Annotated in this window: 12 protein-coding genes and 1 tRNA gene; 10 read left to right on the plus strand and 3 right to left on the minus strand. The window is 68.8% G+C overall.

The window, feature by feature from the left end; genetic code table 11:
• The first annotated feature begins 67 nt into the window (after positions 1-67).
• The gene (gene rsmA, locus ACZZ98_RS12155) at positions 68-931 is read left to right on the plus strand and encodes a 16S rRNA (adenine(1518)-N(6)/adenine(1519)-N(6))-dimethyltransferase RsmA (RefSeq protein WP_463516481.1); all 864 of its coding nucleotides are present in this window, start codon (positions 68-70) and stop codon (positions 929-931) included.
• Positions 932-1,049: 118 nt separating this feature from the next.
• On the opposite strand, the gene ACZZ98_RS12160 is transcribed toward rsmA, so the two are convergent.
• A complete protein-coding gene (locus ACZZ98_RS12160; RefSeq protein WP_463516482.1) occupies positions 1,050-2,066 on the minus strand; it encodes an NAD-dependent epimerase/dehydratase family protein in 1,017 nt (338 codons plus the stop codon).
• A gap of 95 nt (positions 2,067-2,161) precedes the next feature.
• Between ACZZ98_RS12160 and ACZZ98_RS12165 the strand changes: the two genes are divergently transcribed.
• On the plus strand, positions 2,162-3,100 hold the full coding sequence (locus ACZZ98_RS12165; RefSeq protein ID WP_463516483.1) for a 4-(cytidine 5'-diphospho)-2-C-methyl-D-erythritol kinase: 939 nt from the start codon (positions 2,162-2,164) through the stop codon (positions 3,098-3,100).
• A complete protein-coding gene (locus ACZZ98_RS12170) occupies positions 3,100-4,941 on the plus strand; it encodes an ABC-F family ATP-binding cassette domain-containing protein (RefSeq protein WP_463516484.1) in 1,842 nt (613 codons plus the stop codon). Before ACZZ98_RS12165 ends, ACZZ98_RS12170 begins: the two co-directional genes overlap by 1 nt.
• A 108-nt stretch (positions 4,942-5,049) precedes the next feature.
• Here the strand turns inward: ACZZ98_RS12170 and ACZZ98_RS12175 are convergent, their stop codons facing one another.
• Positions 5,050-5,544, minus strand: a complete 495-nt coding sequence (locus tag ACZZ98_RS12175; protein WP_463516485.1) for a MarR family winged helix-turn-helix transcriptional regulator — start codon at positions 5,542-5,544, stop codon at positions 5,050-5,052.
• 109 nt (positions 5,545-5,653) lie between these two features.
• Here ACZZ98_RS12175 and ACZZ98_RS12180 point away from each other — a divergent pair, with 109 nt between their 5' ends.
• Both ACZZ98_RS12180 and ACZZ98_RS12185 read left to right on the plus strand, forming a co-directional pair.
• Positions 5,654-6,496: a methyltransferase domain-containing protein gene (locus ACZZ98_RS12180; RefSeq protein ID WP_463516486.1), complete on the plus strand. Its 843-nt coding sequence runs from the start codon at positions 5,654-5,656 to the stop codon at positions 6,494-6,496.
• Positions 6,496-6,882, plus strand: a complete 387-nt coding sequence (locus ACZZ98_RS12185; RefSeq protein ID WP_463516487.1) for a VOC family protein — start codon at positions 6,496-6,498, stop codon at positions 6,880-6,882. The genes ACZZ98_RS12180 and ACZZ98_RS12185 overlap by 1 nt, the downstream gene beginning before the upstream one ends.
• A 37-nt stretch (positions 6,883-6,919) precedes the next feature.
• Here the strand turns inward: ACZZ98_RS12185 and ACZZ98_RS12190 are convergent, their stop codons facing one another.
• Positions 6,920-7,516 (minus strand): TetR/AcrR family transcriptional regulator, encoded by a 597-nt coding sequence (locus ACZZ98_RS12190; protein WP_463516488.1) that lies wholly within the window; start codon positions 7,514-7,516, stop codon positions 6,920-6,922.
• Positions 7,517-7,677: 161 nt separating this feature from the next.
• On the opposite strand from ACZZ98_RS12190, the gene ACZZ98_RS12195 reads away from it, so the two are divergent.
• The 5 genes from ACZZ98_RS12195 (at position 7,678) to glmU (ending at position 12,441) form a co-directional block, all read left to right on the plus strand.
• Positions 7,678-7,756, plus strand: a tRNA-Gln gene (locus tag ACZZ98_RS12195).
• 426 nt (positions 7,757-8,182) lie between these two features.
• Positions 8,183-9,595 carry an AAA family ATPase gene (locus ACZZ98_RS12200; RefSeq protein WP_463516489.1) on the plus strand — a complete coding sequence of 471 codons (1,413 nt, stop codon included), beginning with the start codon at positions 8,183-8,185 and terminating at the stop codon, positions 9,593-9,595.
• Positions 9,592-10,227, plus strand: a complete 636-nt coding sequence (locus tag ACZZ98_RS12205) for a DUF4276 family protein (protein WP_463516490.1) — start codon at positions 9,592-9,594, stop codon at positions 10,225-10,227. The genes ACZZ98_RS12200 and ACZZ98_RS12205 overlap by 4 nt, the downstream gene beginning before the upstream one ends.
• 234 nt (positions 10,228-10,461) lie before the next feature.
• A complete protein-coding gene (locus ACZZ98_RS12210) occupies positions 10,462-10,587 on the plus strand; it encodes a hypothetical protein (protein ID WP_463516491.1) in 126 nt (41 codons plus the stop codon).
• A gap of 369 nt (positions 10,588-10,956) precedes the next feature.
• Positions 10,957-12,441 carry a bifunctional UDP-N-acetylglucosamine diphosphorylase/glucosamine-1-phosphate N-acetyltransferase GlmU gene (gene glmU, locus ACZZ98_RS12215; protein ID WP_463516492.1) on the plus strand — a complete coding sequence of 495 codons (1,485 nt, stop codon included), beginning with the start codon at positions 10,957-10,959 and terminating at the stop codon, positions 12,439-12,441.
• Positions 12,442-12,443: the final 2 nt, after the last annotated feature.

Raw genomic sequence — 12,443 nt, forward strand, 5'->3', positions numbered from 1 at the left:
TGGCCTGCGCACCGTGTCCCAACGGGGCACAAAGTCGTCTTGGTGGGGAACGCATAAGGTGGCGGCCATGTCGTCGTCAGGGCTTCTCGGAGCCGCCCAGATCCGCGAGCTCGCGGCCCGCTTCGACATCCGCCCCACGAAGTCCTGGGGGCAGAACTTCGTCATCGACGCCAACACCGTGCAGCGCATCGTGCGGGTGGCTGGTGTCGGCCCCGACGACGTCGTGGTCGAGATCGGCCCGGGTCTGGGCTCGCTGACCCTGGCCCTGCTGCCGGTGGCCCGTCACGTGACCGTGGTCGAGGTCGACCCGACCTTGGCCGGCGCGCTCCAGGGGACGGTCCAGACCGTGGCTCCGGGTGTCGCGGACCGGCTCACCGTCGTGCACGCCGACGCCCTCCGGGTGGAGGAGCTGCCCGGTGATGCGCCGACCGCGCTCGTCGCCAACCTGCCCTACAACATCTCGGTGCCGGTCGTCCTCAACTTCCTGGAGCGCTTCCCCACGCTCGAGCGCATCCTCGTCATGGTGCAACTGGAGGTCGCCGAGCGGCTCGCGGCCAGGCCTGGATCCAAGATCTACGGCGTGCCGAGCGTCAAGGCTGCCTGGTATGCCGACGTGGCCCTGGCCGGGAACGTCAGCCGGTCGGTGTTCTGGCCGGTTCCCAACGTGGACTCCGGCCTCGTCAAGCTCGTCCGCCGCGACCCACCGCCGACCGACGCGACCCGCGAAGAGGTGTTCGCCTGTGTCGACGCCGCCTTCGCGCAGCGGCGCAAGACACTTCGAGCCGCTCTCGCGGGGTGGGCCGGCTCACCGCAGGCCGCCGAGGCCGCTCTCGTCGCGGCGGACATCGACCCGCGCACGCGCGGGGAGCAGCTCGACGTCCACCAGTTCGCCGCGATCGCGTCGGCCCACCGCACCCGTGCCGACGACTGACGCGCGACACGAAGCGGTTCGCGAACCGTGACCTCGCTCGCGAGCCGGATCGATCCGGTTCACGAGCGACGCGGAGGTTCGCGAACCCCTTACGGAGCCAGAGGCGTTAGCGGCGGCCTCAGTGCCCGAGCAGTCCGAGTAGCCGCCGTTCGGTCTCGTCGCGAAGTCCGCACCGTCGCGGCTCGCGCACGTCACGGACTTCCTCGTATGCCGCCGCGTCCCGCAGCGTCTCGCTCACCGGTCGGTTCGTGAGCCCGGCTGCTCGAGCCGCGGCTCCGGTGTGCGAGCCGAAGCCCCGCCAGTCCGGGTCCGACACCCACAGCGGCAGGCTGTCCTCGCCCATCCATTCCTGCACGCCGTGCTCCGCGAGCCACTCGGCCGAGGCCGGGACCACGGGCCCGTCGTGACCGGCGACCTCACGGGCGGCCGACAGCAGCCCGCCCAGCGTGTCCGGCTCGCCGAAGGCATCGAACACCCCCGACGTCCCGGCGTCGGCGCAGCGAACGAGCCAAGCAGCCAGGTCGCGCACGTCGATGATCGACATGGGCAGGTCCGGGTCGTCGGGAGTCAGCACCGCCCCGCCGGCCCCCGCCGGGTGGGCGAAGCGCCACGGATACCAGCCCGACCGGCCCGAGGCGTCGCCCGGTCCGCCGATGAGACCGGCTCGGGCGATGAGCGTCCGATCGGCACCGAAGCCGTCGAGCACGGCGGCCTCGCACGCCACCTTGGCCTCGCCATAGACGCTCATGTCGGCCATGACGTCGCCATTAAGGGGTGACAACAGCGGGACGGACTCGTCGGTCGCGAGACCGGAGTGGTCGGCATACACGTTGCCTGTCGAGACGAAGACGAAGTGGTCGGCGACCGGTTCGAGGGCGGCGACCGCGCGGCGCACCTGCCCGGGCTGGCGCGAGACGTCGACGACCGCATCCCAGCGGCGGCCTGCCGCGCTGACCCCGCTGACCACGGCGAGCCCGTCGGCGAGGTCACGGTCGCCCTGCACCCACTGGACGCCGTCGGGCACGGCGCCGGTGACGCCGCGCGCGAGACAGGTCACCTCATGACCGTCGGCGACAGCCTGCTCCGCCACCGCACGTCCGAGCATGGCCGTCCCACCGAGCAGGAGAAGTCGCATGCCCACAGTGGAACCCGGGCGGGCGCCCCGGCGCGAGCGTGTTCGCTGACAGCGTGGATGTCAGTGGGTCACCACGTCATGACTAGGGTGGCGACATGACCTCGGCCCACTCGGACCCCTCACCCGTCACGGTGCGTGTCCCCGCCAAGGTCAACCTCGAGCTGCTGGTCGGACCGCCTCGAGAGGATGGCTTCCACACGCTGTCGACGGTGTACCAGGCGGTCAACCTGCATGACGACGTCACGGTCTCCCTCGACGACGACTGGACCTGCAGCGTGACCGGCCCCTACGCCGACGCGGTGCCCACCGACTCGACGAACCTCGCGATGCGTGCCGCCCGTCTCCTCGCCGACGAGATCGGTGTGGACACCCCGGTGCAGATCTCGATCGCCAAGTCGATCCCCGTCGCGGGTGGCATGGCCGGCGGTTCGGCGGACGCGGCTGCCACCCTCGTGGCGTGCGACCGCCTGTGGGGCCTCGCCCTGTCGACGGAGGAGCTCGAGGAGTATGCCGCCGAGCTGGGTTCCGACGTGCCGTTCCTCATCCGGGGTGGCACCGCCGTGGGGAGTGGTCGGGGCGAGCGCCTGGCGCCGGTTCTCGCGCGAGGCAGCTATCACTGGGTCTTCGCGATCAGCGACATCGGTCTGCCGACACCGGACGTGTATGCGGAGTGCGACCGGCTGCGCGAGCGTGCCAAGGCGAAGACGGTGCAGCCAGAACCCAACTCGGAGCTCATGGTCGCCCTGCGCTCGGGCGACCCGCACATCCTGGCGCCCCAGCTCACCAACGACCTCCAGGAGGCCGCGATCTCGCTGCGCCCGGAGCTGGGCGAGCTGCTCGCGAGCGGCATGGAGTTCGGGGCCCTCGGCGGCGTCGTCTCCGGGTCGGGTCCCACCGTTGCCTTCCTCGTCGAGGACGTCGAGTCGGCCATCGACCTCACCGTGGCCCTCACCGCCACCGGCGCGGCCCGCGAGGTGCGCAAGGCCATCGGGCCCGTGCACGGGGCCCACGTCATCCCGGCCCGGGTCGACTAGTGGCAGTCATCATCTCGGTCGAGCGCGCTGCCCTCGCGCTCGGCACCGCTCAGGTGCTCGACGGCGTCTCGCTGGGAGTCTCCGGTGGTGACCGCATCGGCATCGTCGGACGCAACGGTGGCGGCAAGACCACGCTCCTGCGCGTCATCGCCGGTGAGCTCGCCGTGGACAGCGGCCGCGTGGCCCGTCTCGGCGGTGGCACCGTCGGCGTCCTGACCCAGGACGACACGCTCGACCCTGGGGCGACCGTTCGGGAGGTCGTCCTCGGCGACCTTGAGGAGTACGTCTGGGCCGGTGACTCCCGCATCCGCGACGTCCTCACCGGGCTGCTCGGCGGGCTCGACGCACCCGCGCTCGGCGGGCTGGAGTCGACGGTGGCGGGCAAGTCCGGTGGCGAGCGTCGTCGTCTGGCGCTGGCCTCGCTCCTCGTCGACGACCCAGACGTCCTGCTGCTCGACGAGCCGACGAACCACCTCGACGTCGAGGGAGTCGCGTGGCTGGCCGACCACCTCGTGAACTACCGCTCCCGGCCCGACAACGCGCTCGTCGCCATCACCCACGACCGGTGGTTCCTCGACGCCGTCGCCACCCGCACCTGGGAGGTCGTCGAGGGGCAGGTGAACGGCTTCGACGGGGGCTACGCGGCATACGTGCTGGCCAAGGCCGAGCGTGAGCGGATGGCCAAGGTCACCGCCGAGCGCCGCAACAACCTGCTCCGCAAGGAGCTCGCCTGGCTACGGCGCGGGCCGCCCGCACGCACGTCGAAGCCCAAGTTCCGCATCGACGCCGCCAACGCCCTCATCGAGGACGAACCGGCGCCGCGCAACGACGTCGAGCTCATGGCCTTCGCGACGAGCCGGCTCGGCAAGGACGTCGTCGACCTCCTCGACGCCTCGGTCTCCGTTGGCGACCGCACCCTGCTCGAGCGCATCACCTGGCACCTCGCTCCTGGCGCGCGCATCGGCATCGTCGGGGTCAACGGCTCGGGCAAGTCCACCCTGCTGCGCGCCATTGCGGGCGAGATCCCGCTCACGGCCGGCAAGCGCAAGGAGGGCATCACCGTCCGCATCGGGCACCTGACCCAGGACGTCCGTGAGCTCGACCGGCTCAGCAACAGCCGCGTCATCGACGCGGTCGAGGAGGTCCGCAAGGTCACCGTCCTCGGCGGCAAGGAGGTCACCGCGTCATCGCTGGCCAAGCGCTTGGGCTTCCCCGGGCCGCGCCAGCAGACGCGCGTCGGTGACCTGTCCGGTGGTGAGCGGCGCCGCCTCCAGGTGCTGCGGATCCTCATGGACGAGCCCAACGTCCTCCTCCTCGACGAGCCGACCAACGACCTCGACATCGAGACGCTCACCGCCCTCGAGGACGTCCTCGACGGGTGGGCCGGAACGCTCCTCGTCGTGTCGCACGACCGCTACCTCCTCGAGCGCGTCGCGGACCAGCAGGTCGCCCTCCTCGGTGACGGGCACGTGCGCCAGCTGCCGGGTGGGGTCGAGGAGTACCTCAAGCTGCGGGCCACGGTCACCCCGACGTATGCCGCGATGCCGCCTGCCGCGGGTGCGTCGCCCGCCGCTGTGCGTGAGTCCGAGAATGCTGCGGCACAGCCTGTCTCGTCGGCCAGCCCGGCCGAGCAGCGCGAGGCGCGCAAGGTCATGTCCCGGGTCGAGAAGCAGCTGTCGAAGCTGGCGACGCGTGAGGAGCGGATCCACGCAGCGATGACCGAGCACGTGAGCGACCACGCCAAGGTGCTCGAGCTCAACCAGGAGCTGCGCAGCATCGTCGACGAGCGCGAGGTCCTCGAGCTCGAGTGGCTCGAAGCCGCCGACACTCTCGAACCCTGATCAACTTTCCCGCCTGAAGTGGGTTTCTCTCACCTCGCCTGACCGCCTCGACCAAGCGAACTGAGAGGAAGGCGTGCAGCTCTGGCGCGGGCCGAGCCGGCAGGTGCGTCAGCTCGCCTCGAAGGGCGTGAGGAGGACACGCAGGTGTCCGGCCAGTGCCATCCGCTCACTCTTGGGGAGCTCGGCGAGAAGGTCGCGTTCGCGGGCCAGCAGGTCGTCGAGAGCTGAGTCGACCGTGTGCATGCCCTCGGGCGTCAGCCGGACGATGACGCCCCGGCGGTCGCGAGGGTCCGGTTGGCGTTCGACGAAACCACGGCCCAGGAGCCGGTCGACCCGGTTGGTCATCGTCCCGCTCGTCACGAGCGTCTCGGCGATGAGCTGGCCGGGGGAGAGCTCGTAGGGCGCACCGGCCCGTCGCAGCGCGGACAGGACGTCGAACTCCCAGCCGTCGAGGCCGTGCTCGGCGAAGGCCGTGCCGCGCGCGAGGTCGAGGCGGCGCGCGAGCCGAGAGACCCGGCTGAGGATCTCGAGCGGGGTGACGTCGAGCTCCGGACGCTCGCGGCGCCAGGCTGAGACGATACGGTCGACATCATCCTCGGGCATGGGGCGACTGTACTCGCGTCAAGTATCTTGACATCAAGATACCTTCGCGGGAGAGTGAGACACAGCCGGACTGGCCGACGGATCGCCCATGACCTGCAGGAGGAGCACGATGCGCACACAGCCGAGCTGGGACCCCGCGGCATACTCACGGTTCGGTGAGCAGCGGAGTCGTCCGTTCGCCGACCTCGTCTCGCAGGTGCGCGCCGACGACCCGGAGCTGGTCGTCGACCTGGGCTGCGGCAACGGCCCCGCGACCCTCACCCTCGCGGAGCTGTGGCCGGGCGCGCGCGTGGTCGGCATCGATGACTCGGAGACCATGCTCGAGGCGGCCCGTGCCCTCGACACCGACAGCCGCGTCGAGTGGATCCAGGCCGACCTCAGGCACTGGGACCCGGCCGCCCTCGGACAGATCCCCGACGTCATCATCACGAACTCCACCCTGCAGTGGGTGCCGGGCCACCTCGACCTCCTGCCGACCTGGGTCGAGGCCCTGGCTCCGGGTGGCTGGCTGGCCCTCCAGGTCCCCAACAACTTCGACGCGCCCAGTCACGCCCTCATGCGCGAGACCGCAGCCACCCATGCCCGCGCCAACGAGCTCCTCGCCGCGCTGGACCTCCCGGCGGTGGGCGAGCCTAAGACCTACCTCACCTTCCTCAGCCGGCTCGGAGCCACCGTCGACGCGTGGGAGACGGTCTACTCGCACATCCTCGACCCCGAGGGCGAGTCGGAGGACCCGGTGCTCGACTGGGTGAGCGCCACCGGCCTGCGACCCGTCCTCGACATCCTTCCCGAGGGCGAGGAGCGGGACGCCTTCATCGAGCCGTATGCCGCAGCCCTGCGTGAGGCCTACCCGCGCGGTGAGGTCGGAGTCCTCTTCCCGTTCCGGCGCGTCTTCGCGGTGGCCCGCAAGGGCGACGCCGCTCCGGAGACCACCACCGAGGCCGGCGCCTGATGTCCGTCGTCGGGATCCACCACGTCCAGATCGCCTGTCCCGCAGGCAGCGAGGACCTGCTGCGTCACTTCTACGGCGTCGTCTGCGGCATGGCCGAGCTGCACAAGCCGCCGCTCCTCGCAGCACGCGGTGGAGTGTGGTTCGCCGCGGGCGAGGAGCAGCTCCACTGCGGCGTCGAGGACGGCTTCGCCCCGGCTGCCAAGGCACACCCGTGCCTCGCGACCGACGATGTCGACAGCCTTGCGGCAGCCATCGCCGGCGCTGGGGGAGAGGTGAGCTGGGACAACGCCATCCCGGGAGTGCGGCGCTTCCACACCCACGACCCCGTCGGCAACCGCATCGAGTTCCAGCAGGTGGCGACGCGCAAGGCCGACTTCATCGTTTGAGGGTCTGGGGGGCTGGGCAGGCTGTCGGCCCACGGCCTCAGCCGGTGGTGATCACGGGCTTCGCCTCGAGGCCGGTGAGCCCGTTCCAGGCGAGGTTGACCAGGGCCGCGGCGACGTCGCGCTTCTTGGCCTTGGGGTTCTCGAGCCACCACTGCCCGGTGAGCGCCACCATGCCGACGAGCATCTGGGCATACATCGGCGCCTGTTTGGGGTCGAGGGCGCGATGGGTGAACTGCGCGGCCAGCAGGTGCTCGACCTGGGAGGCGACGTCGGACATGAGCGAGGCGAAGTTGCCGGTCTGCTGCCCGGGAGGCGAGTCCCGCACGAGGATCCGGAACCCGTCGGTCGACCCCTCGATGTAGTCGAGCAGCGCCATCGCGGCCCGCTCGAGCAGTGCCCGCGAGCCTCCCCCCGAGGTCAGCGCACCGGCGATCGCCCCGAGGAGAAGCTGGATCTCACGGTCGACGACCACGGCATACAGGCCCTCCTTGCCGCCGAAGTGCTCATAGACCACCGGCTTGGACACCCCGGCCGCGCTGGCGATCTCCTCGACGGTCGTCGCCTCGTACCCCCGCTTCGCGAAGAGCTGACGACCGATCCCCACGAGCTGCTCACGACGCTGCGCACCCGTCATCCGCCCCCGTGGAGTTCGCGCCCTGACCGTAGCCTCGTCTCGACTCACACGCGCCATTGTGCCCTCCAGGCCCGCTCCCCGCAGATCCGGACCGTGCACGCGGTCGCGCACGGGTCAACTAACCTGTGCGTCGTATGCCGTGGGCTCGCCCCGCGCATCGTTCCCCGGTTGGTCTGCCGGCAGGGCCCGCCTGACTTTGAATCAGGACTAGCGACGTAGGTTCGACTCCTACCCGGGGAGCAGGCAGCACTGTCATGGGCCGGTTAGTCCACCGGGGTCGGCGCTACATAGCTCAGCAAAATGACCAACTTCCCAGTTTCGATCCGTCGGTTGTCGCGTGGCGGTCGATGGGTTCGGCTCTACACAAACGACAGCCCCGGACTTGCACGCGGTCCCGGCTCCGATCCTGGGAGTGTAGTGGCTACGCGAGTCATATGTCGATGCTCGTTGAAGTCCCCTAGCGGAACGGTGAGCTCTCTCGTGGAAGGCGTTTCTGACGCCCCTTTACATGTCGAAATACCTGGTGACCCGAGGGCTGCCTTGCAGCGCCCGGCGAGGTGGTCAACCGGTCGCCGTAGGCCGTGCGCCCGCGTTCTACCGGCGCGTCTCCGGTAGAACGGCAGTGTTGTGCTGCCGTGGAGCAGCCGCGGCCGATAGGTTGGCCACGTGCTGACGCGACTCGAGGTTGATGGCTTTAAAAATCTGTTGGGCTTCTCATCTGACTTCGGCCCGTATACGTGCATCGCGGGGGTGAATGCGTCCGGGAAGTCCAATATTTTCGATGCCCTCCAGTTCCTTTCACTCCTCGCCGATCACACCTTCATGGATGCGGCAATGCAGGTCAGGCAGGCGGGAACGAGGGGCGGTGATCCTAGGACGCTTTTCTGGGACGAGGGTGGGGGAAGGCATGCGAGGAACTTGACCTTGGCTGCTGAGATGATCATCCCGTCACCGGTAGTTGACGACTTTGGTCGGGAAGCAAAGCCTAGCGCGACATTCGTTCGCTACGACCTCGTGCTGCGGTACGAGCCCCCGGCGGTTGGTTCTCTTGGTCGTACGGGGCGGATCGCTTTGGTTTCCGAGGACCTGCGGCACATTACCCAAGGGGACGCCAAGCGTCATTTGCCCTGGCCCCATAGCAAAGGGACATTTCGGGACGCGGTCGTTAGAAGCGGTCGAAGGGTGCCTGCCTACATCTCAACCGAAGGTTCGGGCAGTGAGGCGAGCGTTGTAAATGTCCATCAAGACGGCGGAAGTCGCGGACAGCCACGCAAGTCAGCAGCCCATAATGCGCCTCGCACAATTATTAGCACAACCACCACAACAGACGATCCGACCATTCTTGCCGTCCGCAGGGAGATGCAAAGTTGGCGGTTTTTGGGGTTGGAGCCTTCCGCTATGCGCTCGCCAGACAGCTCGGCGGACCCGCGATCTATGGGCGCTAACGGGGCTCACTTGGCCAGCACCCTGTTTCGCCTTGGGGAGGTCTATGGGCAGGACGTTTTTGCTCGCGTCGCGGCAGCTTCGGCGGCCCTCACCGACGTCAGATCAGTAGCGGTCGATTACGACTCCGCGAGAGACACTTTGACTCTCAACGCAACAGTTGGTGATGGCCCAATGCTGCCTGCTCGATCGCTCTCGGATGGAACGCTCCGGTTCTTGTCCCTCTGCATTCTGGATGCTGACCCGGAGTTCACAGGCGTCGTCTGCATGGAGGAACCTGAGAACGGCATCCATCCAGGACGAATTGAAGCGATGGTTGAACTCATGCGGGGCCTCGCCGTTGATCCTGAAGAGACGCCGGGCCCAGATAACCCTCTGCGCCAAGTCTTGGTCAACACGCACTCCACGACGTTCGTTCAGTTCCAAGAGCGCGATGATCTGCTATTCGCGCTGCCCACAACGATCGACGTAGCTGGGGAGGCGCACGTGACGGTGCGTCTCGCGGCGCTTGAAGGTTCGTGGCGCGCCGCCCAAGGCGACGGCCCGACGATCACGAAGGCCGCCATTTCCGACTACCTATGGGAGCAGCCAGGCACGCGGCTTGTCCTGCCGATCAATCTGGACGGCGGCAAGTGACAACGGTCAACTTCGTCCTCCTGCGTGAGGGAACCTCGGACGAGGCCCTCGTGGGTCACCTTGGGACACTTCTTGTCCGCGCCGGCTGCTCAGAGGCGGTCGGCACGTACCGGCCCTATAAACCGCCCGTCGAATCACAGTTGGCTTTACTTCAGGCAGAAGGGGCTCACGTTGACGTCGTCTTCATGCACCGCGACGCCGACGGTCGCGACCCCGCGCCGCGTTTGCAGGAGATTCGAGATGCTTCGACCAGCACTCATTGGGGAGTCGAGCGGGTGGTGCCCATCGTGCCGATACAGACAACGGAGGCGTGGCTCCTTCTGGACGAGTCGGCGATCCGCAATGTGGTAGGTCGCCCCAGCGGCAAAACAGATCTCGGCCTCCCCAAGTTGAAACACGTCGAGAACGAGTCTGATCCTAAGACCGTGCTCAAGACTGCCCTTATTCTCGCAAGCGAGGCCACGGGGCGCCGGCTCAAAAAGCAGCACAGGATGTTCGCAACTCACCGCCGGACATTGCTGGAGAGACTCGACATTGACGGACCAGTGGCGTCATTGGAGTCGTGGCGTTCGTTGCTCGAGGCGATCGACCACTATGTTGGCACCCTCCCCAATGGGGAGTCAGTCGAGTAGCGGAGCCCTCGCAGCCCAAGGCACTCTGCCGAGTCCGTGAGCCGGGGTTAGGACGGCCACCTGGGAAGACTCGAAGGGTGAGTTAGCGATTCACGGAGTAGCGGCCGCAGACGAAGTCGCGGTTGCGGGCCGCCTCCTCGAGCCGGAGCTCGACGCGGCGGGGCAGCACGTGTGCCTCGCGCCCGTCGTCACCGGGGCGTACTGCCCCCAGATCTCGTCGAGCTTCCTGGCGTCGTGGAACTGGATGCCGAGGTCGCCGCCCCCGACGACCCACACAGCACTGTCGCCCGCACCGCGACCATCTCCGTGTGGACCTCGCGCACGTCGGTGGAGGTGAACCGCACCTGCTCGACGGGGTGACGTCACAGGTGGGTGAACACCACTTCGGCTTGGTCGTCCATTCGCCGGGCTCGTGGTCGAGGAGCCACTGCCACGTGCTCGCACCTGGGGCACAGCCGCCGATGCCCGGGCGGACGTGTCGAACCCCATGTCCAAGCGCCGATGATGTCGCGTGACAGCAGCCACTCGACCATGAGGACTCCTTCGTCTCAATGATGCCGAGAAGCATGGCGCACTCCGGCCGACTGCGCTCGGCCAGCAAGAGGCCTGCGGGCGCAGCAGCCCGGATGTCAAGCGCGAGGTCGCAGCGACGGTGGGCGCGGACGGCATACGTGCTCCCCGTCGGTAGAGTGGCGCGGTACGCCGCCACGAACCCCGGGAGCCCCACTCGTGACCACTGCTCGGCCCACCGCTGTCATCATCCTCGCCGCAGGTGAGGGAACCCGGATGAAGTCGGCCACCCCCAAGGTGCTGCACCGGATCGGGGGCCGCACCCTCCTCGGTCACGCCCTCGTCGCCGCCCGAGGAAGCAACGCGGAGAGCGTCGTCGTCGTGGTGCGCCACGACCGCGACCGGGTCGCCGCCCACGTCACCGAGCTGGACGAAGCCGCGGTCATCGCCGACCAGGACGAGATCAAGGGGACCGGCCGGGCCGCGGAGTGCGGTCTCCTCGCCCTCCCCGCGGGTGTGGGTGGCACCGTCCTCATCACCTCCGGCGACACCCCCCTGCTGACGGCCGAGACCATCGCCGCCCTCTTCGACGCCCACACCACCGCGGCCGGCGCGGTCACCGTCCTCACGGCGCGCGTGCCGGACCCCAGCGGGTACGGCCGGATCCTGCGCGCCGAGGACGGCTCGGTGCTCGGCATCGTCGAGCACAAGGACGCGACCGACGAGCAGCGAGCGATCACCGAGATCAACTCGGGCATCTGGGCGTTCGACGCCGACGTCCTCCGGGCCGCGCTCGAGCAGGTCGGCACGGACAACTCCCAGGGCGAGAAGTACCTCACCGACGTCCTTGCCATCGCCCGCGACGGCGGCCACCGGGTCGGAGCCCACCTCATCGACGACCTCTGGCAGACCGAGGGCGTCAACGACCGCGTCCAGCTCGCCACGCTGGGCCGCGAGCTCAACCGTCGCAACAACGAGAGATGGATGCGCGAGGGCGTGACGATCGTCGACCCAGCCACGACGTGGATCGACGCCGACGTCACCATCGGCCGTGACGCGACGATCCTGCCCAACACGCAGCTGCTCGGCGCGACCAGCATCGGTGCGGACGCCCGGATCGGTCCCGACACCACGCTCACCGACACCGAGGTGGGCGAGGGCGCCGAGGTCAAGCGCACCGAGGCCAACCTGGCGCAGATCGGCGCGCAGGCCACCGTCGGTCCGTACTCCTACCTCCGACCCGGCACCGTGCTCGGCATCAAGGGCAAGATCGGCGGGTTCGTCGAGACCAAGAACGCCAGGATCGGTGACGGCGCCAAGGTCCCGCACCTCACCTACGCGGGCGACGCCACGATCGGTGACGGCGCCAACATCGGCGCCGGCACGATCTTCGCCAACTACGACGGCGTCTCCAAGCACCACACGACGATCGGCAAGCACTCGTTCGTCGGCTCCGACACCGTCCTCATCGCGCCCGTCGACGTGGCCGACGGTGCCTACGTCGCGGCCGGCAGCGCCCTCACCGGCGACGTCGAGCCCGGCCAGATCGCCGTCGCCCGCGGGCGCCAGAAGAACGTGGACGGCTGGGTGGCCCGGGCCCGCGCCGGCACCCCGACCGCAGCGGCAGCCCAGGCAGCCACGGACGCAGGCACCCGGCATACCCCTGCGCCTGACGACGCACATGACGACGAGCAGAAGGCCTGACG

Source organism: Knoellia sp. AC549, from assembly GCF_979258975.1.

Excerpts from the sequence above, each read along its gene's own strand:
- rsmA (WP_463516481.1), top strand. The coding sequence starts at position 68 with ATGTCGTCGTCAGGGCTTCTCGGAGCCGCCCAGATCCGCGAGCTCGCG.
- ACZZ98_RS12160 (WP_463516482.1), bottom strand. The coding sequence starts at position 2,066 with ATGCGACTTCTCCTGCTCGGTGGGACGGCCATGCTCGGACGTGCGGTG.
- ACZZ98_RS12165 (WP_463516483.1), top strand. The coding sequence starts at position 2,162 with ATGACCTCGGCCCACTCGGACCCCTCACCCGTCACGGTGCGTGTCCCC.
- ACZZ98_RS12175 (WP_463516485.1), bottom strand. The coding sequence starts at position 5,544 with ATGCCCGAGGATGATGTCGACCGTATCGTCTCAGCCTGGCGCCGCGAG.
- ACZZ98_RS12180 (WP_463516486.1), top strand. The coding sequence starts at position 5,654 with ATGCGCACACAGCCGAGCTGGGACCCCGCGGCATACTCACGGTTCGGT.
- ACZZ98_RS12185 (WP_463516487.1), top strand. The coding sequence starts at position 6,496 with ATGTCCGTCGTCGGGATCCACCACGTCCAGATCGCCTGTCCCGCAGGC.
- ACZZ98_RS12190 (WP_463516488.1), bottom strand. The coding sequence starts at position 7,516 with ATGACGGGTGCGCAGCGTCGTGAGCAGCTCGTGGGGATCGGTCGTCAG.